The 26,567-nt window shown below is 64.3% G+C and carries 16 protein-coding genes; 2 read left to right on the top strand and 14 right to left on the bottom strand.

Going from position 1 to position 26,567, the window contains the following annotated elements; genetic code table 11:
* Window positions 1-102: 102 nt before the first annotated feature.
* Both A7D17_RS23485 and A7D17_RS24500 read left to right on the top strand, forming a co-directional pair.
* Window positions 103-3,861, top strand: a complete 3,759-nt coding sequence (locus A7D17_RS23485) for an RHS repeat-associated core domain-containing protein (protein WP_082862199.1) — start codon at window positions 103-105, stop codon at window positions 3,859-3,861.
* Entirely contained in the window at window positions 3,821-4,312 is a 492-nt protein-coding gene (locus A7D17_RS24500; protein WP_161946565.1) for a hypothetical protein, read from the top strand. Before A7D17_RS23485 ends, A7D17_RS24500 begins: the two co-directional genes overlap by 41 nt.
* Window positions 4,313-4,581: 269 nt before the next feature.
* Here A7D17_RS24500 and A7D17_RS20280 read toward each other — a convergent pair whose 3' ends face one another.
* The 14 genes from A7D17_RS20280 to fliP form a co-directional block, all read right to left on the bottom strand.
* The gene (locus A7D17_RS20280; protein ID WP_064510770.1) at window positions 4,582-6,237 is read right to left on the bottom strand and encodes a chemotaxis protein CheA; all 1,656 of its coding nucleotides are present in this window, start codon (window positions 6,235-6,237) and stop codon (window positions 4,582-4,584) included.
* 2 nt (window positions 6,238-6,239) lie between these two features.
* Complete coding sequence (locus tag A7D17_RS20285) at window positions 6,240-6,866, bottom strand: protein phosphatase CheZ (protein WP_064510771.1); 627 nt, start codon at window positions 6,864-6,866, stop codon at window positions 6,240-6,242.
* Window positions 6,866-7,258, bottom strand: a complete 393-nt coding sequence (gene cheY / locus A7D17_RS20290) for a chemotaxis response regulator CheY (protein WP_014507662.1) — start codon at window positions 7,256-7,258, stop codon at window positions 6,866-6,868. The genes A7D17_RS20285 and cheY overlap by 1 nt, the downstream gene beginning before the upstream one ends.
* Before the next feature lie 35 nt (window positions 7,259-7,293).
* Complete coding sequence (locus A7D17_RS20295) at window positions 7,294-8,061, bottom strand: RNA polymerase sigma factor FliA (RefSeq protein ID WP_064510772.1); 768 nt, start codon at window positions 8,059-8,061, stop codon at window positions 7,294-7,296.
* Complete coding sequence (locus tag A7D17_RS20300) at window positions 8,058-8,942, bottom strand: MinD/ParA family protein (protein WP_010374294.1); 885 nt, start codon at window positions 8,940-8,942, stop codon at window positions 8,058-8,060. Before A7D17_RS20300 ends, A7D17_RS20295 begins: the two co-directional genes overlap by 4 nt.
* Entirely contained in the window at window positions 8,929-10,620 is a 1,692-nt protein-coding gene (gene flhF, locus A7D17_RS20305) for a flagellar biosynthesis GTPase FlhF (RefSeq protein ID WP_064510773.1), read from the bottom strand. Before flhF ends, A7D17_RS20300 begins: the two co-directional genes overlap by 14 nt.
* Before the next feature lie 872 nt (window positions 10,621-11,492).
* Entirely contained in the window at window positions 11,493-13,565 is a 2,073-nt protein-coding gene (gene flhA / locus A7D17_RS20310; RefSeq protein WP_193395376.1) for a flagellar biosynthesis protein FlhA, read from the bottom strand.
* Window positions 13,566-13,582: 17 nt separating this feature from the next.
* Complete coding sequence (gene flhB, locus A7D17_RS20315; RefSeq protein ID WP_064510775.1) at window positions 13,583-14,713, bottom strand: flagellar biosynthesis protein FlhB; 1,131 nt, start codon at window positions 14,711-14,713, stop codon at window positions 13,583-13,585.
* Window positions 14,714-14,849: 136 nt separating this feature from the next.
* On the bottom strand, window positions 14,850-16,937 hold the full coding sequence (locus tag A7D17_RS20320; protein ID WP_064510776.1) for a putative bifunctional diguanylate cyclase/phosphodiesterase: 2,088 nt from the start codon (window positions 16,935-16,937) through the stop codon (window positions 14,850-14,852).
* A 92-nt stretch (window positions 16,938-17,029) separates the two neighbouring features.
* Entirely contained in the window at window positions 17,030-19,951 is a 2,922-nt protein-coding gene (locus A7D17_RS20325; RefSeq protein ID WP_082862200.1) for a diguanylate cyclase domain-containing protein, read from the bottom strand.
* 532 nt (window positions 19,952-20,483) lie between these two features.
* Complete coding sequence (locus A7D17_RS20330) at window positions 20,484-23,447, bottom strand: ligand-binding sensor domain-containing diguanylate cyclase (RefSeq protein ID WP_064510778.1); 2,964 nt, start codon at window positions 23,445-23,447, stop codon at window positions 20,484-20,486.
* A gap of 94 nt (window positions 23,448-23,541) precedes the next feature.
* Window positions 23,542-24,333: a flagellar biosynthetic protein FliR gene (gene fliR / locus A7D17_RS20335; RefSeq protein ID WP_064510779.1), complete on the bottom strand. Its 792-nt coding sequence runs from the start codon at window positions 24,331-24,333 to the stop codon at window positions 23,542-23,544.
* A gap of 13 nt (window positions 24,334-24,346) precedes the next feature.
* A complete protein-coding gene (locus tag A7D17_RS20340) occupies window positions 24,347-24,616 on the bottom strand; it encodes a flagellar biosynthetic protein FliQ (RefSeq protein ID WP_005996207.1) in 270 nt (89 codons plus the stop codon).
* A 1,093-nt stretch (window positions 24,617-25,709) separates the two neighbouring features.
* Window positions 25,710-26,567, bottom strand: a complete 858-nt coding sequence (gene fliP, locus A7D17_RS20345; protein ID WP_064510780.1) for a flagellar type III secretion system pore protein FliP — start codon at window positions 26,565-26,567, stop codon at window positions 25,710-25,712.

The raw sequence follows: 26,567 nt of genomic DNA on the forward strand, positions 1-26,567 counted from the left end.
TGCCTGTAGCAGGGGCAACACCGCGCACATGCGCCGGAAACGGCCAAAAACCGCAGGCCTGAGCGTCATTGGCGCGACCGATGCGGCTTACCTCATCCTCCGATGGCGTTGATCAGACCATCCTTAGCGATTTCAGCGACACAACAGCTAGAGATTTATGATGCCAAGGGTTTATTGCAGGAGATCTATGATAAGTCAGGCCAGCGAATTTATCTCTTGGTCTACACTCTTCCCGATGCGGTGGGCCTAGGCGGCGGAATTCTTTCAAGTGTGTCTGACAAAAGTGGCCGCAAAATTTCATTCGATTACGATAGTGCATCAAGATTGATTGGGATGACACTCCCTGATAAAGGTAGAGTAGTTTACGCCTACGACGCAGATGGATATCTCGCATCAGCCACTTACCCTGATGGAAAAACGGTAGGTTATCTTTATAATGAGAGTTCTTATACTGGAGGAAATAAGCTTCCTGGGGTTTTGACTGGGGTGATCGACGAGAAGGGCTCTAGGTTTGAAACGATCACTTATCAGTCATTAAGAAAAGCAACTTCAGCTTCTTTTGCGGGATCAGTTGACACGACTAAGATTAATTACGATGCTTATTCGACAAATGGCATAGTAAATTCTACTGTGACTGGCCCCTTGGGTGTGAGTTCTTATCTGAAGTTTGTTGATGCGGCATCCGGTGCGATACGTTTCGCCAGTTCTGGCGTAGCATGCGGTACGCAGTGTAACCAGCCGTATAAGGCGATCACGTATGATATGAACGGTTATGTGGCTTCAGTAACGGATTTCCAGGGCAACAAAACCCAAACCACATTCGATATAAATGGTTTGCTTCAACAGCAAATTGATGGAGTAGGCTCACCTCAGCAACGAACTACGAATATCGTTTGGGATACCTCGATCCGTGAGCCGCTTGAACGTACTGTTCTTGATGCGAGCAATGTGGTTAAAGGGAAGTCGACGTGGGCCTACAATAATGTCGGTCTGCAGACTGCCAGATGCGAGATCGACACTGCAGTGACTGCAGCTATCGCCTATGTGTGTGGGAGCGCGACAAATGCGCCTACAGGTGTCAGACAGTGGCGCACTAGCTATTGCGAGAAAGTTGACACTTTTAGCTGCCCGCAAGTGGGTTTGGTTTTGTCTATTGATGGTCCCCGGACGGATGTGAGTGATATGAAATCATATCGCTATTACATCTCAAATGATGAGTCTGGATGTGCCACAGTGGGTGGTGAGTGCCACCGAGTTGGAGATCTGCTGCAAATCACAAATGCCTTAGGACAGAACACCACTTACGCGTCTTATGACAGCAATGGTCGGCCAGCGCGAGTTATCGATTTGAACGGCGTCGCGACTGATTTTAGTTACTCACCTCGCGGATGGGTGACGTCGCAGGTCACCAGATCTGCAGTGGGCAACAGTTCTTTTGCCCAGGATCGTGTGACAGCATTCGAATACGATGAAACAGGTAATATTACCAAGGTAACCAGTCCTGACGGTGACCTGGTCAAGTATGGTTATGACACAGCTCACCGACTTACTGACATAACCGACAGTGCCGGTAGTAACCTGCATTATACTCTGGATTCGGCGGGAAATCGGATCAAAGAAGTTGTAATAGATTCATCGGGAATTATTAAGAAAAATCTGACGCGCGTCTACAATAAGCTCGGACAGCTTCAGTCGCAGACCGATGCTTCTTCCAACGCAAGCATTTTTTCATACGACCTCAACGGCGATTTGAAGTTGATGACCGATGCACTAGGTCGTAAGACGCAGTTAGATCCTGATCCATTGCGCCGAATCGCACACACGCTTCAAGATGTGGGAGGGTTGGCGGTAGAAACAACAAAGCAGTTGGATGCGCTGGATCGCGTGACTTCAGTGATTGATCCTAAGGGCTTGACCACGCGGTACGATTATAACACCCTCGGTGACCTCATTAAGCTCACCAGCCCAGATACGGGGTCGACGTCATACGGATACGACTCTGCTGGGAATCGTGTACTTGAAGCTACTGCCCGTGGGGTCAAGATCAGTTCGAGCTATGATGCCTTAGGGCGATTGATTAAGCTGAGCTATCCCACCAATACATTTAATGTCGTCTATACCTACGATTCTGCATCTGCTAGCTGTCCGGCGGAAGAGAGCTTTGCTCGTGGCCGCCTTGCGTCAATTAAAGATAGCAGCGGGGTGACCGAATACTGCTATAACGGCTTCGGGGACTTAGTAAGTAAGCGGCAGACCACAAATGGTAAAAGCTTGGCACTTCGCTACGGGTATACGTTAGCGGGGCGCCTATCCAGCGTGATTTATCCTGATGGTGCAAAGATTGATTACGTCCGCAATTCGCTTGGTCAAGCTACAGAAGTGGGCTATACGAGCTCGGGAGGTGTGCGCCAGATTTTGCTGACTAATGCCACGTATTTGCCGCAGGGGCCAGTTTTGGGTTGGACTTATGGTAATGGTCGCATTATGGCGCGGACCTACGACCAAGACTATCGTCCAAAGGCAATTCAGGACAGCAGCGCTGGGGGACTGGATGTGGGCTTAGTCTTCGACCCTGTGGGCAATCTGGTCAAGCTAACCCCAGCAGGAAGCAACATCGCAGATGTCTCGCTGAGCTATGACTCACTCGGGCGATTGACAGAGTTCAAAGACGGTGTGACTGGCACTGTTTTAGATGGGTATTCATACGATAAAACCGGTGACCGCCAGAGCAGCAAATCGGCAGCTGGGGAGGTGTTGTACGGCTACGAGACGAGTAGCCACCGCTTGATCAAGGTGGGATCGATATCGCGCGTTAATAACGCGGTGGGCGATACCACATCGATTAATGGGGCTGACAGGGAATTTGTCTATGACGCGACAGGTCGCATGAGCCAGGTTAAACGTAATGGCATCGTGGTGCGCGAGTATCGCTACAACGGGAAAGGTGAGCAGGTTCGCCAATTCCTCGGTGCTTCTAATAACTACACGCTGTACGATGAGTCTGGTCGGTGGATTGGCGACTATGATGCCGCAGGCAAGCCAGTGGAGCAGGCGATTTGGCTTGATGGACTGCCCGTGGGTATCATTGATGCTGCAGCGAAGCTCGTATACCTGGAGCCAGACCATTTAGGCGCCCCTCGTGTGGCGATTGATTCTCAGACCAATAAGCCAATTTGGTCCTGGAGCCTAAAGGGAGAAGTGTTTGGAAACACTTCCCCCGATCAAGATCCAGATAAAAATGGCGTTCCGTTTGTGCTCGATATGCGATTTCCTGGCCAGCGCTACGACGCCGTAAGTGGACTCGTTCAAAATTACCGTCGTGAATATGATCCATCTACAGGACGGTACTTGCAGAGCGATCCGATTGGTTTGGAAGGGGGGGCTTCCACCTATTCTTATGTCGAAGGAGGTCCCTTGATCGCAGTAGATCCGCGAGGGCTTCTCAGGTATCGCCCTGAAGCTGCTAGTAAATATCCTCGTACAGTTGCGTATCTAAACGACCTGCAGAAGCGGATGACGCCAAGAAAGTACGAAGGATTCGCTCGATTTGGAAAGATTGATAAGGGGCATTTGGATGATTTGCTTAAAAAATGCGCAGGCCCTGTTATAACCCCTAAGGCGATGCGGCATGAGCATGGCCAATATACTCCTCGCGAGGGTGAGATATTTATCAATGAGGCGTATTTCGAAAAATACGAATCTGGTGATCGGAGCGCTCAGTTCTTGAGGGATTTTGACGCAACTGTTGAGCATGAGCTTGTACATTTTTCCGAAGCTTTTTTCAATGGTAATAACTTCAAGGGGGAGGAGGGCGATTTGTATGAGAATTCTGTATACGGAAGGCCGATGCCGATTTACTGAAAAATTAAGAATGTTTATTATGGTTGCCAGCTTGCTTGTAAGCTTGGCCGCCTGCTCAAAGAGCGGCACACAGGTCGCGGAAAGCTATTCGCCCAGTGAATCTTGCGATGACGAAAAAATGGATATACTGACGGCTATAAGTAAAAATCCAGAGATAGTTACTTATGGCTCGGGATATTTCACCGGCTCAGAAGTGGTGTTTTTGTGGGATGCAGAGCCGAGAAGCGTTGCTGAATGTAAGCGGGCGCAGGGAAATTTACGGATAATCAGATCAATAGAGCCAAATTACGTCCGCCCACGTGATTTTGTTCTTGTCGAAAAGTTGTATTCTGATTCGGATGCGGCGTTCGTTCAATTTCATCTCGTACCCACTGGTAAAAATGGCGACGTGTTCTTGAGGAAGCAAGGGGGGTATTGGCGCGTGACGCAAAAGAAACTTTGGGAGAATTGAGGCGCTACAAAAGTTGCTTAACTCCGAATTCAAGACAAATAACGGTTCCAGGTTCAGTTCCACAGCAGCCAAATCATCGCGCCTATGTCTGCGCGCGTAGCGGCGTAAATCGGCAGCGATACTGCTAATGAAACGACAACGGCCGCAGTACGCGGCCGTTGTCGTTAGATCAGGCAACCAGGATAGTCTTGACGATTCCCGATTCCCGATTCCCGATTCCCGATTCCCGATTCCCGATTCTCCCAATCCCGAATCCCGAATCCCCAACTTCAATGATCGCTGGAGCGCAAGCCATCCACATCCAGAATCAGCGCCATGCGGCCGTCGCCGATCAGGGTGGCGCCGGCGTAGCCGGGCAGGCCGCGCAGGGCGCGGGGCAGGGGCTTGATCACCACTTCCTCGCGGCCGCGGACCTGGTCCACCACCAGGCCGAAGCGGGTTTCGCCGGCCTGCAGCAGCACCACGGTCAACAGCGGCGGCTGTTCGGCAGGCACGCCCAACCAGCGGCGCAGGTCGATCAGGGGCAGGGTATGCGAGCGGCGATCCAGCACGGCGCGGCCGTCGAACCAGCCCAGCGAGGTCTGCGGTGCGTGCAGCACTTCGACCACGCGCGCCAGCGGCAATGCGTAGACCGCTTCGCCGGCCTGCACCAACAGGGTCGGCAGGATCGCCAGGGTCAGCGGCACGCGGATCATGAAGCGGCTGCCGCGGCCCAGTTCGGACTGGATCTGGATCTGCCCGCTGAGTTCGCGGATGCGCGATTGCACCACGTCCATGCCCACGCCGCGGCCGGAGATGTCGGTGACTTCGGCCTTGGTCGAAAAGCCCGGCATGAAGATCAGGTGCAGGCACTCGTCGGTGCTCAGGCGGGCGGCGGCTTCGGCGTCGATCAGGCCCTTGTTGCGGGCGATCTCGCGCAGGCGTTCGGGGTCGATGCCGGCGCCGTCGTCCTGGATCTCGATGCTGACGTAGTCGCCTTCCTGCTGCGCGGACAGGCGCACATGGCCGCTGCGCGGTTTGCCGGTGGCTTCGCGCAGGGCCGGCGATTCGATGCCGTGGTCGATCGCGTTGCGCACCAGGTGCACCAGTGGGTCGGCCAGGGCTTCGACCAGATTGCGATCGAGCTCGGTTTCGGCGCCGATCAGTTCCAGCTCTACTTCCTTGGACAGCGTGCGCGCGACATCGCGGGCCACCTTGGGGAAGCGGGCGAACACCTTGCTCACCGGTTGCATGCGGGTGCGCATTACCGCGGTCTGCAGGCGGGCGGTGGCGATGTCCAGGGTGCTGACCGCGCGGTCGAGTTCTTCGTCGCGCAGGCGGGTGCGCAAGGTCTTCAAGCGGTTGCGCGAGAGCACCAGTTCGCCGATCAGGTTGACGATGGCGTCCAGGCGCTTGGTGTCCACGCGCACGGTCTGTTCGGCTTCGGCGCCAGCCTTGGCGGCGCCCTTGGGTGCGGCCTTGGCGCCGGCAGCCGGCGCGGCATGGCCGTCGTCGTGCGCAGGCGCGGCGGCTGCCGCCTTGGGCGCAGCCTTCACCGCCGGCGGGCCGCTCTTGGCATCGAACTGCGCAATCAGCGAGGCCGGTGCATGCGGCACGGTTTCGCCCGAGCCCATCGCATCCAGCATGGCCTGCAGATAATCCAGCGACTGTTGCGCGGCATCGAAGTGATGCGCCTGCAACACCGCCTGGCCGGAGCGCGCCATGCCCAGGGTTTCCTCGGCGGCGTGGCAGAGCTCGACCATCGGCTTGATCGCCAGGAAGCCGGCGCCGCCCTTGAGCGTGTGGAAGCCGCGGAACACCGCGTTGAGCTGGTCGGCTTCGTCCGGCGCCTGTTCCAGCGACACCAGCTGTTCGCCGAGGCGATCCAGGATTTCCTGGGCCTCGACGATGAAATCGGCAGCAATATCGTCTGGAACAGCACTCATGGTTACAACCCCAATCCGGACAGCAAATCGTCGGCGTCGTCCTGCGACACCGCATGACGGTCCAGGTCCTTGATTGCAGGACCGGCCAGACCGCCGTCGTCTTTCTTCGGCTCGGTGTTCTTCGGCGGCAGGCCGAGCGCACCGAAGCCCTCATGCACGCGGCGCACGATGCCGGCCACGCGGCGGATGATCTGCCCGCTGAGGTCCTGGTAGCTCTGCGCCAGCGACAGCTCGGTGAGGTTGTGGCGCATCTTTTCCAGCAGCGCGCCCTGGTCCTCATTGAGCCCGCCGTCGCGCAGCTGGTTGGCCAGCACGCGGCATTCTTCCACCAGGTCCAGCGTGCGGTGGCTGGCCTTTTCGGTCATTTCCACCACGTGGTCCAGACGCGAGCAGGCATCGTCCAGTTCGCCGGCTTCCTCGGGCACGGTGGGCAACTCGCCCAGCGCCTGGCCGAGTTCGCGCGCGAGCCGGCTCAGGCTCTGCATCATCGGGCGCGTGCGCAGCGCGGCGAGGTGATCGACCTCGCGACGCCAGGCGACCTGGTCACCGCTTTCCAGTGCATCGAGCGCGTTCTGCAGGCGCTCGATCAACGCGGCACGTTCGGCATCGGTTTCCACGGTGGCGTTCATCAGGCGGTCGCCGCCAGACGTTCGAACACCTTGCCCAGCTTTTCTTCCAGGGTCTGCGCGGTGAACGGCTTGATGATGTAGCCATTCACGCCGCACTGCGCCGCTTCGATGATCTGCTCGCGCTTGGCTTCGGCGGTCACCATCATCACCGGCAGGTGCTTGAGCTTGGCGTCGGCGCGGATGTTGCGCAGCAGGTCGATGCCGGTCATGCCGGGCATGTTCCAGTCCGTCACCACGAAATCGAACGGGCCCGCGCGCAACGCGGCCAGTGCGCTGTTGCCGTCTTCGGCCTCTGCGGTATTGGTGAAGCCGAGATCCGCCAACAGATTCTTGACGATACGTCGCATCGTCGAGAAGTCGTCCACGATCAGGATCCGCATGTTCTTATTCACATCAAGCTCCTAACGCTAAAAATTACGCGAAAAAATTAGTCGTCAATTTCGACACCGGCATCGGCCAGTTCGAAGACTTTGAGGCGGCCGCGCAGACGCACCACGGCCTGGCCATGGATCTGGCAGACGCGCGACTCGCTGACACCGAGCACGGCGCCGATTTCCTTCAGGTTCAATTCCTGTTCGTAGTACAGCGACAGCACCAGCTGCTCGCGTTCGGGCAACTGGCCGATGGCCTTGCCCAGCTCGCGGCCGAATTCGCCACGCTCCATCATCTGCTGCGGGTTGGGGCCACCCTTGGCGGTGGTGTCCAGCTCGCCGTGATCTTCGATGCGCGATTCCAGGCTCAGCACCTGGCCGCGTGCGGCATCTTCCATCAGGCGCAGGTAGTCGGGTAGCGGCATTTCCATCGCGGCGGCCACCTCGGTGGCGGCGGCGGCGCGGCCGGTGTTCTGCTCGATCTTGCGCACCGCCGCGGCAGCGTCGCGGGCACGGCGGTGCACCGAACGCGGTACCCAGTCGCCTCTGCGAATTTCGTCGATCATCGAGCCGCGGATGCGGATCGAGGCATAGGTTTCGAACGAGGCGCCCTGTTCGGAGTCGTAACTGCGCGAGGCTTCGATCAGGCCGATCATGCCGGCCTGGATCAGGTCGTCCACTTCCACGCTGGCCGGCAGGCGGGCGGCCAGATGGTGGGCGATGCGGCGCACCAGGTCGGCGTGCTGGGTCACCACGTCGTTGGCGTTGTTGCGTTGGACGGCACGGTACTGCGCGGTGGCGCTCGTTGCGGTGGCGGTACTCATGCGGCCACTCCCCGTTGAATGATGCGTTCGACAAAGAACTCGACGTTGCCGCGCGGCACGGTGGGAGCCTGCCAGCGCGAGGTACGCCGCGCGATTTCTGCGATGGCCTGCGCCGACGGACTGGCGGGGTAGGCCTTGATGACGGGTTGCTGGCGCTGCACCGACAGGCGCAACCAGTCGTCCTGCGGCACGTGGCCGAGGTAGTTCAGCGACACGTCGCCCAGGAACTTCTCGCAGACGCGGGAGAGCTTGTCGTACAGCAGGCGGCCCTCGTTGGGGTCGCGCACCATGTTGGCGATGATCTGCAGGCGGTCCACGCCGCGTTCGCGCGAGAGCACCTTGATCAGCGCGTAGGCGTCGGTGATCGAGGCCGGTTCGTCGCAGACCACCACCACGGTGTCCTGGGCGGCCTGGCAGAAGGTCAGCACGCTGTCGGTGATGCCGGCGGCGGTGTCGATGACCATCACGTCCAGGTCGCGTTCCAGTTCGGAGAACACGTTGACCAGGCCGATGTGCTGGGCCGGAGCCAGTTCGGCCATATGGCGGCGACCGGACGCGGCCGGCACCACCAGCACGCCGCCGGGGCCTTCGATGATCACTTCGTCCAGCGTGCAGCGGCCGGCGATCAGGTCGGCCAGTGTGTACTTGGGCGACAGGCCCAGGACCACATCCAGGTTGGCCAGGCCCAGGTCGGCGTCCAGCAGCAGGGTGCGCTTGCCCATGTCGGCAAGCGCCACCGCCAGGTTGGCGGAGATGTTGGTTTTCCCTACGCCGCCCTTGCCGCCGGTCACGGCAATGGTGCGCACCGGGCCCAGGGGCTCGGGACGGGTCGCCGACAGGGGGAAGGCGTTGGTCAGCTTGGCGTATTCACGCGACTGCATGGTTGTGCTCCGGAGTACAGGGCTTATCGGCAGCGCGCCGCAAATCTTCAAGGCGAAGAACGAGACTGGCGGCATTGGCGCGGTGCAGGTCGTCGGGGACCCGCTGTCCGTCAGTCACCCAGGTGATGGGCATTTGGTGGTCGACCACCACCGACAAGGCGCTGCCGAAGCGGCCGGTCTCGTCGAGTTTGGTCAGCACCACGCCTTGGGGCTTGGCGTGGGCGAAGCGGCGCACGACCTCGTCGAGGTCGGCAAAATGGGAGTTGGCGGGCAGCACCAGCAGCGACGTCACCTGCTGGGCGGCACGCAGCCAGTTGAGCTGGGCGGCCAGGGCGCGGTCGCGCTGGCCCATGCCGGCGGTATCGATCAGCACCAGCTTGTAGTCGCGCAGGCGCTCCAGCAACTCGAGCAGGCTCTCGGCGCTGTCGGCCTCGTGCACGGCGATACCGAGCTGGCGGCCGTAGCTGTGCAGCTGCTCGCGGCCGCCGACGCGCAAGGTGTCGGTGGTGACCAGGGCGACGTCGCGCGGGGCATGCTGGGCGGCGAAGCGTTGTGCCAGCTTGGCGATGGTGGTGGTCTTGCCGGCACCGGTCGGGCCGACCAGGGCGATCACGCCGCCGCGTTCCAGCGGGTCGATCGGGGCCACCGGCAGGCGCTTGGACAGCAGGCCCAGCATCAGCCCGCGGCCACGGTGCAATTCGGTATCGGCCGGGATCTGCATGGCGACGTCGCGGGTCAGGCCGGCGTCGAAGCCATAGTCGTCCATCAGCTCCAGCGCCTGCGCACGCACCGGGGAGCCACGCAGGCGCTCGTCGGTGAGGCGGTTCATTTCGCGCTCGATCATCTGCCGCATCAGCGCCAGCTCGCCGCGCAGCTGCTTGAGTTCTTCGTCGTTCTGCGGGATCGGCGCGGCAGCCACCGGCACTGCGGCCAGCGCAGCGGGGGCGGGCGGGGCGACCACGATCGGCGGCAGCGCGGCCGGCGGCAGGATCTGCGGCAGCGCGTCGTCCAGATCGAAGTCGGCCTCGTCGGCGAAGGCGTCGTCGTCCTGGTCGTGGGCGGCGTAGGCGGGGGCGGCAACCGTGGCGGCCACGACGGGAGTCGGTGCCTGGACCGGGGCGGCTTGCACGGCCGGACGCTGCACCGGAGCGGTGGTCAAAAAGTCGGCGAACAGCTGTTCCGGCACCGCCGACAGCGCGTGTTCCTGGCGCTGCACGACCGGCGTGGCCAGGTCCTGCACGGCCGGCATCGGCGCGGCGCTGCGGATCGGGGTGGCGACCGGCGCCTGGCGCGGCACGCTGGCCGGCTGGCGCAGGGCCATGGCGGCAATCATGTCTTCGGCGGCGTTGGCCACGCGCTGGCGGTGGCTCATGGTCTCGGCAGCCGGCTTCAGCGGAGCGTGGACCGGCGCGGCAGGGCGGGCGGCAACCTGCGCCGGCTGGGCCGGAGCCTGCTGCACGGGAGCCTGCTGGACCGGCGCGGTGCTGGGGGCCGGCGTCTCGCGGGCGGTTTCCAGGGCGCGCTGCACCAGCTCTTCGTCGTAGTTGCTGGCCGCGACGATCTCGATGCCTTCGGCGGTACGACGGTTGGACAGGATCACGGCATCCGGGCCGTGTTCCTCACGCACCATGCGGAATGCGGTGCGCATATCCGGGGCGACAAAGCGTTTGATCTTCATGCCACGTGCCTCCAGGAACGGGACCCGCCGGACGCCGGACGGGTGCGCGATGAATGTGGGTGTGTTGCCAGCGTCATGAGTTGCCTGTCCCGTTCGTAGTTCCAAGTCCTGCCATCCGCCCCGCAGCGGTGGTGCTGGCTGCGGTCTCGCCAGAGCTAATGCATGCGGTGTGCCAAAACGCACGGTGCTGGGTTTCTGGCGCGGGCATCAGGGACACTTGGCGCTGCATCTACGCTGTCGCGAGGTCTGGAGCGAAGTGCAAGTCCATGTATTTGCTGGAGTTGTCCCGGCTTCTTCGCCGCTCCCGAAGTCAGGGCAACCGGTTTGCCGGAACAACTGGTTCACTCGCGTTGGCTCATCGCAGGCATGCCCGGGAGACCCAATGGCTGCAATCGATTGGACCGCTGGCCGGGTGGCGGATTTCCGACGCCGGAAGTGGAGGGCGGCCGTCGGCCTGCAGCGCGCTAGCCGGCGCAATGGCCGTGCGGCATGGGCTGTCCCGGCAACGCCCGTCCTCACCAGGCGCACTCCTACCGTTTTCCGCAATCTTGCGCGGTCCGCGGCGGATCGTCGGATGGCTGGCCATGTCCAGATACAGAGACCGCACCCGGGCGCGACGGGCTTTGCTGGTCATGCCCGTCGCGCCCGGATGCGCTCCTTGGGGGACGCGGTTGTCCAGTCCAGTCCGAGGAGATGTGCTGCCGCTCTTGCTAGCTCGCTTTGCTACGGCCGCCCCCTCCGGATTGAAGGTCAGGCGCGTCGTCGGATTACCCCGTACGTCGTGGAAGCGCAGCCGGGCGCGACGGGCTGTACCGGTACTGGTCCCTGCGTCCAGGTGCGCTTCTACGATGTGGCTGGCTGGTGGGCCGGGTTCAGCTGATGGTGCCAACCAGCTTCAGGCGCTTGTCTTCCGGCACTTCGCTATAGGCCAGCACCGACAGGCTCGGCACGCTGTGGCGGACCAGACGGGCCAGCGCCGCGCGGACCTGGCCGGGTACCAGGACCACGGCCGGTTCGTTGCGGGCTTCCTGCTTGCCGACGCAATCGGCCAGGCTCTGGTGCAGGCGTTCGGCCAGGCCGGGCTCCAGCGCCACGCCGTTGCCGTGGGTGGATTCCTGCAGCACGCGCTCCAGCTGCGGGGCCAGGGTGAACACCGGCAGCTCGGCCGACATGCCGGCGATCTCCTGCACGATGAAGCGGCCCAGCGAGGTGCGCACCGCCGCGGTGAGGGCGGCCGGGTCCTGGCTGTGCGGGGCGTGCTCGACCAATGCTTCGACGATCTTGCGCAGCTGGCGCACCGGAATGCGCTCGATCAGCAGGTTCTGCAGCACCCGCACCACCACCGACAGCGGCAATGCCTTGGGGGTGAGGTCCTCGACCATCTTCGGCGCGGTCTTGCCCAGCGTGGCCAGCAGTTGCTGGACTTCTTCATGGCCGAGCAGTTCGGGGGCGTGTTCGCGGATCAGGTGCGACAGGTGGGTGGCGACCACGGTGGCCGGGTCGACCACGGTGTAGCCCATCGATTCGGCATAGGCGCGCTGGTGCGGCTGGATCCAGGTGGCGTCCAGGCCGAACGCCGGGTCCTTGCCGGGAATGCCGTCCAGCTGGCCGAGCGCGCCGCCCGGGTCCAGTGCCAGCTCGCGGTCGGGATGGATCTCGGCGGTGGCGACCGGCACGCCGTGCACCAGCAGGCGGTAGGCGTTGGCCGACAGCTCCAGGTTGTCGCGAATATGCACCGGTGGCACCAGGAAGCCGATGTCCTGGGTGAGCTTGCGGCGCACGCCCTTGATGCGAGCCATCAGTTCGCCGCCCTGGTGCTTGTCCACCAGCGGGATCAGCCGATAGCCCACTTCCAGGCCCAGCGGGTCGATCGGGCGCAGTTCGTCCCAGCTCAGCTCGGCGCTGGCCTGGGCGGTGGCGGCGGTGGCAGCGGCCTGCGGATCGGCAGCGGCATCGCCGGCGGCCGGCGCGGCCAGGCTGCGCTTGTACATTTTCCAGGCGATCACGCCCAGGATCAGGCCCAGCGTCAAAAACGCGACGTTCGGCATGCCCGGTACCAGGCCGACCAGGCCCAGGATGGCCGCGGCCACCGCCAATGCGCGGTGCTGGCCGAACACCTGGCTGATCATGGCGCCGCGCATGTCCTGCGCACGCGAGGCGCGGGTCACCAGCAAGGCCACCGAGGACGACACCAGCAGCGCCGGCAACTGCGCCACCAGGCCGTCGCCGATCGACAGCAGGGTGTAGGTGGATGCGGCATCCACAAAGCTCATGCCGTGCTGGAACATGCCCACCGCCATGCCGCCGATGAGGTTGATGAACAGGATCAGGATGGCGGCGATGGCGTCGCCGCGGATGAACTTGTTGGCACCGTCCATCGCGCCGTAGAAGTCGGCTTCTTCGCGGACTTCCTCGCGGCGGGCCTTGGCCTCCTCGCGCGTCAGCAAACCGGCGTTGAGGTCGGCGTCGATCGCCATCTGCTTGCCGGGCATGGCGTCCAGGATGAAGCGCGCGGTCACCTCCGACACGCGCCCGGCACCCTTGGTGATGACGACGAAGTTGATGATGGTCAGGATCGCGAACACCACGATGCCCACGGCGTAGTTGCCGCCGATCACGAACTGGCCGAAGGCCTCGATCACCTTGCCAGCCGCGGCGTGGCCGTCCTGGCCGTTGATCAGGATCACGCGGCTGGAGGCGACGTTCAGCGCCAGCCGCAGCATCGTGGTCATCAACAGCACGATCGGGAAGATGGTGAATTCCAGCGGGCGCTGCACGTACACCACCGCCAGCAGCACCATCAGCGAGATGGCGATGTTGAAGGTGAACAGGGCGTCCAATACCGGCGCGGCCAGCGGCACCATCAGCATGGCCAGCATGGCCATCAGGGCCAGCGGGGCGCCAAGGCCGTTGCGCAGCAACTCCATGACGCGGCGGGCGTTCATCGGGGCAGGTTGGGCGCTCATGCGCTGGCTCCCTTGCCAAACTCATCCACGTCCAGCGACGGCAATTCCGGCATCGGGCCGCCGTTCCAGCCGCGCAGCTGGTAGACGTAGGAGAGCACCTGGGCCACGACCGAATAGAGTCTCACGGGAATTTCCTTGCCGATTTGCGCTTCTCTATACAAGGCGCGTGCCAAAGGCGGCGCGGTGACGATCGCCACCCGGTGCTGTTCGCCTGCTTCGCGGATGCGGAAGGCCATCTCGTCCACGCCCTTGGCCACCACGATCGGGGCGCGCATCTTGCCGCCTTCGTACTTGAGCGCCACCGCGTAGTGGGTCGGGTTCATCAGCACTACGTCGGCCTTGGGCACCGCTTCCATCATCTGCCGCTGCGACATCTGCATCTGCATCTGGCGGATGCGGCCCTTCACTTCCGGGCTGCCCTCGCTTTCCTTCATCTCGCGCTTGATCTCCTCGCGCGTCATCTTCAGCTTCCGCATCCAGTTCCACTTCTGGTACGGCGCGTCGATGGCGGCCAGCAGCACCAGCGCGCCGGCGGTGTAGAGCAGCAGGCTCTTGGTGAAGTCCAGGCCGTTGCCAACCGCCTGTTCCAGCGGCTGGTTCACCAATGCGCGCAGGCCGTGCAGGCCCTTGGAAATGCATAGCCAGGCGGCCAGGCCGACGAACAACAGGCGCAGCACCGACTTGACCAGCTCGGCCAGGCTATTGCTGCCCCACATGCGCTTGACCCCGTTCATCGGGTTGAGCTTGTTGAGGTCGGGCATCAGCGCCTTGCCGGAGAAATGCATGCCGCTCATCAGTAGCGGCCCGGCCAGCCCGGCCAGCAGGCAGACGCCGATCAGCGGCACCATCACCCACAGCAGCTGCAGCAACAGGTCGCCGAAATGGCCGAACAGCGCCATCGGGTTCTCGCGCATCCTCGGATCCGGGCTGAGCGCGGTCTTCATCCAGACCGCCGCGCCGTCGCCAATGCCGCCGGCCAGGGCCATCAGGCCGAACACGCCAGCGCCGAACACCGCCGCAGTGGACAATTCCCGCGATTGCGGGATGTTGCCCTGCTCGCGGGCTTCGCGCAGGCGTTTTTCGGTGGGAAGCTCTGTACGCTCGCCGCCGTCTTCGGACTCGGACATGGAGATGCCGGTGGGGGATCAGCCTGGGCTGATGCAAGTGGCATTCCAGAATGGGGAGTCGGGATGTGGGACTGGTAAGAGCGGGTGGCTGCGCGCCGATTGGGCGGGCCGGGGATTGCCGCGCTTGCTGGGTGACCTAGCTGGCCAGGCGTCTTGGGCCGTCGCGTTGGGCGACGACCAGGGTGATGAATTGCTCGGGCGGCATCGGCCGGCCCAGCAGGTAGCCCTGTAGCTGGTCGCAGCCCAGGCGTTCGAGCGTATTACGCTGGGCCGGGGTTTCCACGCCTTCGGCCACCACCTGCAGGCGCATGGTGTGGGCCAGCGCCACCACCGCCGCGACGATGGCGATGTCTTCGGCGCCGCTGTCCATGGCCTGCACGAAGCTGCGGTCGATCTTGAGCTCGTGCGCTGGCAGCTTGCGCAGGTAGAGCAGGTTGGAATAGCCGGTGCCGAAGTCGTCGATGGCGATGCGCACGCCCAGCGCATTGAGCTGCCCCAGCGTGTGCAGGCAGGCTTCGGCATCGCGCATGGCCATGGTTTCGGTGATTTCCAGGGTGAGCTGGCCGGGGGCGATGGCATAGCTGTCCAGCGTGGTCGCCACCTCGTCCAGCAGGCTGGGCGAGGCCAGCTGGGTGGCCGACAGGTTCACCGCCACGCGCCAGTCACCGTGGCCGGCGTCGCGCCACGCACGCATCTGCCGGCAGGCCTGTTGCAGCACCCAGCTGCCGAGCGGGCCGATCATGCCGCTGCGTTCGGCCAGCGGGATGAAGCTGTCCGGCGGCACCAGGCCGCGCTGCGGATGCTGCCAGCGGATCAGCGCCTCGGCGCCGATCGGGCGGCCGTCGTCGGCGCAATACTTGGGCTGGTAGTGCAGCACGAACTGGCCCGATTCCAGCGCACGCGGCAGGTCCTGCAACAGTTGCAGGCGCTCGCGGGTGGTGCCGGTCATCGAGCGCTCGAAGAAGCGATAGCGGTTGCGGCCGGCCTGCTTGGCGTGGCCCATCGCCGCGTCGGCATGGGTCATCAACTGGTGCTCGCTGCCGGCGTCTTCCGGATACAACGCAATCCCGATGCTGCTGCTCAGGCGCAGTTCGTGGTCGCCGACCAGGAACGGCAACGCCAGCGCGCGCACCAGGTGCCCGGCGGTCGCGGCGGCGTCTTCCGGGTCGGCGATGTCGACCACCAGCACGAACTCGTCCGCGCCCAGGCGCGCCAGGCTGCCGTGCGCGCGCCGGTGCGCGCTCAGGCGCTCGGCCACCACCACCAGCAAGCGGTCGCCGAACTGGTGGCCATAGCCGTCGTTGACCACCTTGAAACCGTCCAGGTTGATCAGCATCACCGCAAACCGCTGGCCATCGCGTTGCGCGCGTTCGATGTTCTGCAGCACATGCTCGTGCAGCAAGACGCGGTTGGGCAGGCGGGTGAGCGGGTCGTGCAGGGCGGCCAGGGCCAGGTCGGCGTTGGCCTGCGCCAGCGATTGCGCCAGTACGTCGGTGCGCTGCTGGTAGCGGCGCGACAGCACCGAGATCACCAGCGCCAGGATCAGCAAGCCCAGCGTCACCGCGATGACCAGCGCGGCCAGCCACGACAACGGCAGATGCGCGCCGGCGGCCGCACCGCAGATGCTGCCGGGCGCGAACTGCGCGGCGGCCATGCCGGTGTAATGCATGCCCACGATGGCCACGCCCATGATCAGGGCGGCGATCAGGCGCAGGCTGTAGCGACGGCCTTCGTGGCGCAGCCGGAACGCAATCCACAGCGCGGCGGCGGAGGCGCCGATGGCGATCGCGATCGACAGGCCAAACAGCAACGGGTCATAGGTGATGGCCGGGGCCATGCGCAGCGCGCCCATGCCCATGTAGTGCATCAGCGCGATGCCCAGCCCCATCAGCACGGCCCCCAGGCCCAGCCGCAACCAGGGCAGCTGGGGTTGTGAGGTCAGCCACAGCGCCAGTGCCGAGGCCAGTACCGCTGCCAGCATCGAGTACGCGGTCAGTGCCACGTCGTAGCCCAGCGGAATCGGCAGGCGGAAGGCGAGCATGCCGACGAAATGCATCGACCAGATGCCGATGCCCATGGCGATGGCACCGCCCACCAGCCAGGCAGCCGCGATCCCGCCGCGGCTGGCGGAGGTGCGTGCGGCCATGTGCAATGCCGTGTAGGAGGCCAGCACGGCCACCACCAGCGACAACAGCACCATGCCAAGGTTGTAGGTTGCGACCACCCATCCAGTTCCAGCGCCGACAGACGCGCTTGCTCAAGGAGCTAGCGACCCGCCGCGCGTGTTCTTGAGGTCGTCTACCGCAACGCTGTGGATCAGGCCACGGAAACTTCAGGTTCTTCCGGCTCGATGCGGTTGCGGCCATGGCGCTTGGCCCGGTACAGCGCCTCGTCCGCGCGTGCCAGCAGCGTGGCGGCGGTGTCGCCGATGCGGTACCACGACACCCCGATCGAGCAGGTCACCTGCAGCGGACGCGCGGCGCCCACGTCGTAGGGCGGCAGGCTGATCGCCTCGTGGATGGCGCGCAGCCGGTGCTGGCTCTGCCGGTGCATGCCGGGCAGCAGCAACAGCAGCTCTTCGCCCCCGTAGCGGCCCACCTTGTCCGAATCGCGCAGGCAGGCGGTGAGCCGTGCGCCGACCTTGGCCAGCACCGCGTCGCCAACCAGGTGGCCGTGTTCGTCGTTGACCTGCTTGAAGTGGTCCAGGTCGATCAGCACCACCGCCAACGGATGTTCGGCATGCGCGCAGGCCTGCAGTTCCTCGGCCATCGCCTCGAGGACGCCGGAGCGATTGAGCAGGCCGGTCAGCGCATCGTGGCTGGCCTTCAGGGCCAGTGCCGCGCGGGCGCTTTCCAGGTCGCGTTTCTCCCGCTCCAGCTGATAGGTGCGTTCGGCCACCAGCTCGGCCAGCATGCGTTCGCGGGCGACCAGATGGCGGTGGCGCCAGCTCCACAGCCCGATCAGCAGGCCGCCGCCGATCAGCAGGTACAGCGCAATCGCCGGCGGGCTGCGCCACCACAACGGCGCCACCGCAAACGCCAGGTCCACCACCGGCGAGGCGGTGCGCCGGTAGCGGTCCAGCACCTGGACCTGCAGGCGGAAGTGTCCGGCCGGCAGCGGCGGCTGGTCGATCGACAGGTCATCGCTCTGGATCCATTCGTCGTGCAGGCCGAGCAGACGGTAGCGCACGGTCAGCCTGCTCGGGTCGTCGTAGACCTCCATCGTCGACAGTTCGATATGCACTGGCTTGTCGCTCCAGCGCAGCAGTTGCCCGCTGCGGATCGGCTCACCGCCGCGGCTGACGCTGTCGATACGCACGCTGGGCTGGCGCTCGTCGAACAGGCGCGCCGGGTCGTGCAGATGGCTGACCCCGCGCGCGGTGCCGATCCACACCGAGCCGTCCGGGTCTTCGGCAAACGCCGCTTCGGACACGTCGTCCCAGAGCAGGCCCTGCGACTGCGACAGATGCGCCCAGTGTTCGCCGTTATAGACCTCCACGCCGCGGGCGTGGCCAACCCAGATCCGGCCAACGCTGTCGCCGCGCAGCAGATACACCCCGACATCGCGCAATGCTTCGTCGCTGATCGCCTGCAGGTCCAGGCCATCGGTGAGCAACATGCCGTGCCACAGGCCGGGCCGATAGAACGCCAGCCACACTTCGCCGCTGTCGCTGATATGGAATTTGCTGATCCACGGGTCGGCATCGCCGCCGTTGACCTTTACCTGCACCTTGGACCAGCGCTCGCCCTGCAACCGGAACAGGCCGTTGGCACTGGACACCCACAGCGTGCCATCGGCGGTCTGCTGGATGTCGGTGTAGGCAATGGTGGGCATGTCCGCCACCGGCTGCGGCGTGCCGCCTTCAAGCGGCCGCTCGATCACGAACAGGCCGCCAACGGTCAGGATCCAGAGCCGGCCCTGGCGATCGCTGTACAGGCGCCGCGCGGTGCGGGGCAGCTTGGCCACCGCGGTGCTGCGGCCGTCAGGCCAGTTGCGGCGCAGGAACCCGGCGGAGTTGATCGCCCACAGGCTGCCATCGGCAGTGCGCGCCATGCCCACGATCTGGATACCCGACTCCGGCAGGGCCGGCACGAAGCGTCCGCCGGGAATGGCCTGGCGCCCGGCACCATGTTCGTTGCCCACCACCAGCGCATCGCGCCCATCGCGTGCGATCGACCAGGTTGGCGCAGCCGGCATGCCTTGCGAGGCGTCCCAGTTCTCGATCCATTCGTAGCCGGCCCAGCGCACCAGGCCTTCGCCATCCACGGTCATCCAGACATCGCCCTCGCGGTCCACCACGATCGCATCGCTGCTGCCTGGCGGCAGCCCGTTGTCTGCGCCGAAGCTGCGCCAGTGGCCGTTTTCCCAGCGCGCCAGCCCATCGTTGCGGCGGACCAGCACGCGCCCCTCGCGGTCCATCACCAGCGGTGCCTGCTGCCCGACGGTGGTGCCGTCGAGCAATGGCAGCGGTCGTACGCTGAAGCGGCTGGCACCGGCCGCGCGATAGAGCAGGGTGCCGGCGCCGCGCACCCACAGCGCACCGTCATGATCGCGCAGCACGCTGTACCAGCGATCCTCGGGAACGCCTTGCTCGGGGCCATAGACCTGCACCTTGCGTTGCGCATCGATGGCGCACAGCTTGTGCGCGCAGCCTGCCCACAGCGTGTCGCCGTCCACCGACAGGCTGAGCACCTTGGACAACTCCGGCACCTTGACCCGGGTTGCGGTATCCAGCAGCGGCTCGCTGTGCCAACGGCCGTTGGCGCGTTCGCTCAGGCGCTCCAGGGTGCCGCCGTTGGCCAATACCGTGCCCCAGGACGGGCTGGCCAGCAGCATGCCTTCCTGCAGGTGTTCGGCCTCATCGCGCGCCAGTTTGCGAAAGCCGCGCTCATCGCCCACGAACAAGGCCTGGAATCCCGCCACCCACAACCGCCCGTCCGGCGCTTCGCTCATCGCAGTGATCGGTTCGTTGCGCAGGCCGTCCAGCACCACCTGCTGGAACAGACGCCCGTTATAGCGATACAGCCCGCTTTCGGTGCAGACCCACAACAAGGTGTTGCGGGTCTGCAGCAGACAGGTGCCGGCCAGACCGAGCAGTCCCTGGTCGTGCGCATAGCGGCGGATGCTGGCGCTTTGCGCGCTTGCCAGTTCCGACAGCGACAGCAACGCCACCAGCAGCACCGCAGCAAACGATGCACCCCGGCCCGACGACCTCCATTGGCGCTGCACAAACCCCACGAGCGTTGCTGTCTCCCACGCATCGGTGCGTGTGGTCCGCGCCCCTCGCGCGGTGTCTCACGCTTGCCATTGGCGGCCCCCATCGTAGGCCGCGATATAGCGACTAGCGGCTGTTCACGCGGTTTACTTTAATTGCATGCGGCAATCAATTGACGCGGTGAATCGGCGAGCGCAACAGTCGCGCAGACCCTGGGTAGACCGGCTGCGACCACGATCCATCCGCATGCGTGATGTCGGCGGCAGCGCGTGCCTGTTGAGGCGCACACCTGCGGTGGTTCGCTGCCTGCCGAGGACGTGGGCAGGCAGCTGGTGTTGTGCGAAGGCGGCGATCAGGGGCATGCCGCCGGTGGAGTGGTCGATCAGCAGTGGCGTTCATGCCGCTACGAATCGAGAAAATCAGTGCACGAGGTGACCGCATCGGGCGTGCCTGCCGCGGGTACTGCACTCAAGGGGGTGCCTCACGCCTAGCCACGACGCTGTCACGCAACTGCGCGTTGCCACGCCGCGCTACGCGGCTCTGCGGCCAGTGCGCTCACCCATCGCTGTCGGCGATCACCACCGCCGGCAGTTGGCCATCGTCGTAATCGATGCGGTTGCGGCCGCTGCGCTTGGCGCGGTACAGCGCCGCGTCGGCGCGCGCCAGCAGTTGTTCGAGCGTTTCGCCGGGATGGAACCACGCCACACCGATCGAGCAGGTGACATGCAGCCAGCCGCCATCGATGGGGTAGTCGCCGCAGATGCCGTGATGCAAGGCATCCAGCCGATGGGTGGCTTCGCAGGTCAGCCCGGGCAGCAGGGCCAGCAATTCTTCGCCGCCATAGCGGCCGATGCGGTCGTCGCCACGCACCAGCGTATCCATGCGGCGGCCAACGCCGGCCAGCACCGCGTCGCCGGCCAGGTGGCCGTGCTGATCGTTGACCAGCTTGAAATGATCCAGGTCGATGAGCACCACCGCCAGCGGCCGGGCGGTCGCATCGGCGCGCTCCAGCATGTCGCGCAGGGCGGCAAGGATGCCTGCGCGGTTGAGCAGGCCGGTGAGTTCGTCATGGGTGGCCTTGAGTGCCAGCGCGGCGCGGGCCGATTCCAGATCGCGCTTGTCCTGCTCCAGCTCTGCGGTGCGCGCGGCGACCAGCTGTTCCAGCTCGCGCTTGCGCCGCAGCAACTTGTGCGTGCGCCAGCGCAGCAACAACACCACGGCCGCGATGCCCAGCAGCACGTAGGCGAGCAGTGCCGGGACGCCTCGCCACCACGGCGGAACCAGCACGAAGCCGAACCGGGTCACTGGACTGACGCTGCGCTGGCTTGCATCCACCGCCTGCACTTCCAGCGCGTAGCGCCCGGGTGGCAGCAGCGGGTAGGTGAGGTGGCTGAGCGAGGTCGTGGTCCAGCGCGCCTGATGGCCCTCCACGCGGTAGCGAAAGCTGATGCGGTCCGGGCCGCCCTCTGCACCGGGGGTGCTGATATCAACGTCCAACGGTACCTGCGACCACGGCACGCGCGCACCGGCGCTCAGGATCTGGTCGCCGCGGCGTGCCCGCAGCACCTCCACCCGCAGCGGTGGCGCAGCGAACACGCGGAGTGGATCGATCAGGTGGCTAAGCCCGCGGCTACTGCCGATCCAGACGCTGCCATCGGCATCCTCGAAGAAGGCATTGGCCGACACGTCGTCCCAGAGCAGGCCCTCGGTGCGGGTGGCCCGCGACCAATGGCCGTTGTCGAGCAGGTCCAGGCCCTGGCTGCTGCCCAACCACAGGCGGCCCTTGCTGTCGTGACGCAGGATGAAGGGCATCACCCGCGAGACCAGCGGGTCGTCCACTGCGCTCAGCGCAACCGTGCCGTCGGCCTGTTCGCGACCGTGCCAAAGCCCGATATCACGCAGTGACAGCCACAGCTCGCCATCGGCAGCGAAATCGAGCAAGAAGAAGTCATGGCTGGGCAGAGCGCCGTGTACCTGCACCTGCGCCCAGCGTCCGTCCTGCTGCCGGCGATACAGTCCCTCGCGCGTGCTGGCCCATAGCCGGCCCTGGCGATCCAGGTCGATGTCGCCCACGAAGGCGGCCGGCACCGACGTTTCGCGGCTGGCATGCAGTGGCAGCTGCGGCGGAATCGAATACAGGCCGCGCGGCGTGGTCACCCACATCACGCCCGCTGGATCGAACAACAACTTGTTGATCGGCAGGCCCAACTCCAGCATGTCCACGGTCTTGCCGCTGCCCGGATCGCGACGCGCCAGGGCGCCGGAGGAGCGCGCCACCCAGGCCGCCCCATCGACCGGCGACAGCGCAATCGAGATCGACTGCAGTAACGGCTCGCCATTGGCCAGCGTCCATGGCTGCACACGTCCACTGCGAGGGTCCAGCACGTTGGAGCCGGCATCACCGCCCACCAGTAGCGTTCCGTCGGGCAGGCGCTGCATGGCCCAGGTTGGCGCTTCAGCCAGGCCCTGGCTCTCGTCCCAGTGTTCGATGGCGCCGTAGCCCAACCAACGCTGGACGCCCAGGCCGCGCGTGCCGATCCACAGCTGCCCGGTGCTCTGCATCATCAACGGGCCCACCATCGGGCTGATCGACAACCCCTGGTCGTGCCCGAAATAGCGCCAGTGGTCGCCTTCCCAGCGCACCATGCCGCGATCAGAGCGGGTCAGCAGGCGGCCGTCGGCATCCTCGGACAGTGTGGTAGCGCCGGAAAGCGTGTCGAAACGGGTGCTGGCCGGCGGCGGATGGTCGCGGAAGATGTGCTCACCGGGTTCGCGCGACAGCACCAGGCCGCCGCCGCGTAGCCACAAGGCACCACGATGATCGCGGAAGATGGCACGCCACTGGCGTTCCGGCACGCCGTCGGCGTCGCCCAGCAGGACGATCCGTCCATCGGCCTGGAGGTGACAGATGCGCTTGCCGCAACTAATCCACAGCGTGTCGGCATCGGCCAGCACGGCCTTGCCGGCGGGCAGGGTGGTGCCGTCGTCCAGGCGCAATGGCAACGGCTGCACTGCCCAGGCACCGGCAGCGACCGGCGCCACGCGCAGCAGCTGGTTCTCGCTGACCACCACCATGCCATTCTGATAGGGGGCCAGCACATTGCCGCTGTCGGCACGGATCGGCTTGCCCTCGTGCAAAACCTGGCGGAAGCCGGCGCCGTCGCGGACGAACACGCCGTTGGCGCTGGCAACCCAAAGCCGCCCCTGGGCATCCAGCGCCAGTGCGCGGATATAGCGCGCATCCAGCCCGCTTTCCCTACCAATCGGGGTAAACCTTTCGCGTTCGAAACGATGCAGCGCCAGCTCGGTGCCGACCCACACTACGCCCTGGCGATCTTCGAGCAGGCTGTTGACGGTCATGCCCTGCAAGCCGTCGGCCTGCGCATAGTCGCGGAAGCTATAGGTTTGTGCGCGCGCGGACAGCGGCAGCAGCAGGCCGATCAGGCATAGCGCCGCCAACCGCCACAGGACACTGTTGCGCAAGCTGCATGGAGCGAACGACGCAAACAGGGTGGGCATCGGTTTCCGCGGAAAGGAAGTGGACGACGATCGAAGGGCTCAATCGGCTACAGCGTTGACGGCAAGCCACCCTGAAACTTGAGACTGCAGCGCGTCAGCCGGTCAGCTCTCTTGCAGCATCGAAGGCGGTATCGAATAGGCGCTGCACCGGCGGGGCGAACTCGCTGGCGAAGCTGGACAACAGGAACAGCCCCAGCAACACCGTCAGCGGCAGGCCCAACTGCATCGGATTCAAGGCCGGCGCGGCCTTGGCCAGCGCGCCAAAGGCCAGGTTCACCGCCAGCATCGCCACCATCATCGGCAGGGCCAGGGTCAGCCCGCCGCGCAGGATCTGCAGGAACAACGTGGGCGCCACCTCGGCGAACGCGCTGGCATCGGGAATGGCGGTGCCGATCGGCAAGGCCTTGTAGCTGTCCACCAGCAAGGCGATGACTGCCAGGTGTCCATTGGCGGCGAAGAACAACAGGCCAAAGCCGATATAGAACCACTGTGCGATCACGCCCGAGGTCACTCCGCGCATCGGGTCGGACATCTGCGCAAACGACAGGCCGGTGGACTGCGACACCAGCTCGCCGGCCAGCGCACCGGCTTCGAAGATCAGCTTGAGCATGAATCCCATGCTGGCGCCGACCGCCAGTTCGCGCGCGATGCTGAGCACCGCGGTGGCGGTGAAGCCATCCCACTCCGGCACCGGCGGCAGGATCGGCGCCAGCGCCATCGACAAGGTACCCGCCAGCATCACCCGCACCCGCCCGGGCACCGCCCGGGTACCGATCAGCGGCATCGCGGTCAGCAACGCACCGGTGCGCAGCATCGTCCACATGATCGCCCCGACCATCGCAAACGCGCGCTGGCCGTCGATCACCATCTGGGTAGCGGAATCCATCCGGTGCGCCCCGCTAACCGATCAGATGCGGTATGCGCTGGAACAGCGCAATGGTGAACTCCACCAGATGCCCCAACAGCATGCTGCCGGTGGCAAACAGCGTCGCGGTCAACGCGACCGCCTTGGCCACGAAGCCGATGGTGGGTTCATTCAACTGGGTGGCAGCCTGCACCACGCCGATGACCACACCGACGATCAACACCGCCAGCAACATCGGCCCGGCAATCCACAGGACGGTGACCAGGCCACCACGCAATTCAGTCAGGGCGATTTCAGGGCTCATGGGAGTACTGATGCAAGTGCGGTGCCAAAGGGTGGGGGATTGGGCATTCGGGATCGGTAGGGAGCTGGATGAGATCCGAGCGCTTTGTGCATGTGCGGATTTTCGTGGTCGCTACTGCGGGATGCGGGCTGAACCGTGGTTTGCAGAAACTTGCCGCTCTCCAGCGGGGCGAGAAGGCACCCTGCGCGCCATTGCCCCGAGTGCTTTGGAGCGCCTGCGCCGCAAGCGCGTGCCGGGCCGGATTGCGGAGCAGTGGTTGCGATGGAAGTACACGGCGAAGCCACGATTGGCTGCTGTCGCTGTCGCTGTCGCTGTCGCTGTCGCTGTCGCTGTCGCTGTCGCTGTCGGTTTTTGCTTGGCTTTTGCTTTAAGCGTTGGCTCTGCTTTGGCTGTTGGCTTACCAATCCCCCATACCGCAGCGGCAAGCCGGGTAGATACAACCCGCAGGGCGGCGCGCATGGATGCGCGACGTTTTTGTAAGGGACAGGGATGTCCCTTACAAAAATTTCTACCCGGCTTGCTTACCCGGAGCGCCTTGGCGCGGAGGGGCGCGAGGACGGGGGTGTGTTTCTTTGGTTACTTTCTTTGCACAAGCAAAGAAAGTAACTCGACCCCCGAAGGGGGCCGAAAGCTCTGCACTTGCTTGTGCTTATGCTTCGCACTTGCCTTGATGATGGAGCGACAAATCAACAGCTTTCACGCCCTGTCGGGCGCGAGTCACTTTTCTTTGCTTGTGCAAAGAAGCGCTCTACGGCAGCCGAAGGCTGACCAAAGTAACCAAAAGAAAGCACACCCCGTCCTCGCGCCCTCCGCGCCTGCGGCGCTGCGGGTCCGCAAGTCCGGCAGAAATTTTTGTAAGGGACATCCATGTCCCTTACAAAAACGTCGCGCATCCATGCGCGCCGCCCTGCGGGTTGTATCTGCCAGCCTTGCCGCTGCGGTATGGGGCCCCGGAGAGGCTAGAAGCCAAAGCGAAGCACAGAGGCAAAAAGCGGCAAGCGGCAAGCGGAGCTGATGGTTGCGCAATGCAACCTCGCAGTGCGCAAAAATCAGTTAACTGGCAAGCGCTACCGCGCGCAACGCGCGTCCGCACTTACGACGCGTTGAAGCTCGCCGCCAGCGTGCCCACCACCAGCACCCACCCATCCACCAGGATGAACAACAGGATCTTGAACGGTGCGGAGATCAACATCGGCGACAGCATCATCATGCCCATCGACATCAGCACGCTGGCGACCACCAGATCGATGATCACAAACGGGATGAAGATCAGAAAGCCGATTTCGAAGGCGGTCTTCAGCTCGCTGGTCACAAACGAGGCCACCAGCACCGGGAAGGGCACCGCGTCCGGGCCGGCGTATTTACCGTCGCCGGCCATCCCGGCGAAGGTCATCAGATCGGTCTCGCGGATCTGCGCCAGCATGAAGGCCCGCAGCGGCTGCGTGGTGAGCGTCCAGGCAGTGGAAAAATCGATCTGGTTATTGAGGTACGGCTGCAGTCCGGCGCCCCACATCTTCTGCCACACCGGCATCATCACCAGCGCGGTCAGGAACATCGCCAGGCCCAGCAGCACCTGGTTGGACGGGGTCTGGCCGGTGCCCAGCGCCTGGCGCAACAGGCCCAGCACGATGGTGATGCGGGTGAAGGCGGTCAGCACCAGCAGCATCGACGGCAGCAGGGTGATCGCCGTCATCAGCAGCAGGGTCTGCAGCGGCAGGCTGACCGGCTGGTCGCCGATGCGGCCCACGCTGACGTTCGGCAGGTTGGGCAGCTGGTTGGAGCCGGGCGGCACCGCCGCCGGGGTGGCTGCGGGAGCGGCGGCCGGTGCAGCGGCCTGCGCCATCGATGGCAGCGCGGCCGGCGTGGCGGCGGCCAGCAGCGGGCAGCTCATCACCAGCAGGATCAACACCAGGCGGAGGCTGCGCCCCCAGCGATTCCAGCTACTGAACAT

The sequence above is a fragment of the Xanthomonas floridensis genome (assembly GCF_001642575.1).
Taxonomy (GTDB): Bacteria; Pseudomonadota; Gammaproteobacteria; order Xanthomonadales; family Xanthomonadaceae; genus Xanthomonas; species Xanthomonas floridensis.

Coding starts and splice junctions, on each gene's coding strand:
- A7D17_RS24500 (WP_161946565.1), top strand. CDS start 3,821: ATGAGAATTCTGTATACGGAAGGCCGATGCCGATTTACTGAAAAATTA.
- A7D17_RS20340 (WP_005996207.1), bottom strand. CDS start 24,616: ATGAGCCCTGAAATCGCCCTGACTGAATTGCGTGGTGGCCTGGTCACC.
- A7D17_RS20300 (WP_010374294.1), bottom strand. CDS start 8,942: ATGCAGTCGCGTGAATACGCCAAGCTGACCAACGCCTTCCCCCTGTCG.
- flhF (WP_064510773.1), bottom strand. CDS start 10,620: ATGAAGATCAAACGCTTTGTCGCCCCGGATATGCGCACCGCATTCCGC.
- flhB (WP_064510775.1), bottom strand. CDS start 14,713: ATGTCCGAGTCCGAAGACGGCGGCGAGCGTACAGAGCTTCCCACCGAA.
- A7D17_RS20295 (WP_064510772.1), bottom strand. CDS start 8,061: ATGAGTACCGCCACCGCAACGAGCGCCACCGCGCAGTACCGTGCCGTC.
- fliR (WP_064510779.1), bottom strand. CDS start 24,333: ATGGATTCCGCTACCCAGATGGTGATCGACGGCCAGCGCGCGTTTGCG.
- A7D17_RS23485 (WP_082862199.1), top strand. CDS start 103: ATGGCGTTGATCAGACCATCCTTAGCGATTTCAGCGACACAACAGCTA.
- flhA (WP_193395376.1), bottom strand. CDS start 13,565: ATGAACGCCCGCCGCGTCATGGAGTTGCTGCGCAACGGCCTTGGCGCC.
- A7D17_RS20285 (WP_064510771.1), bottom strand. CDS start 6,866: ATGAACGCCACCGTGGAAACCGATGCCGAACGTGCCGCGTTGATCGAG.
- A7D17_RS20330 (WP_064510778.1), bottom strand. CDS start 23,447: ATGCCCACCCTGTTTGCGTCGTTCGCTCCATGCAGCTTGCGCAACAGT.
- fliP (WP_064510780.1), bottom strand. CDS start 26,567: ATGTTCAGTAGCTGGAATCGCTGGGGGCGCAGCCTCCGCCTGGTGTTG.
- A7D17_RS20280 (WP_064510770.1), bottom strand. CDS start 6,237: ATGAGTGCTGTTCCAGACGATATTGCTGCCGATTTCATCGTCGAGGCC.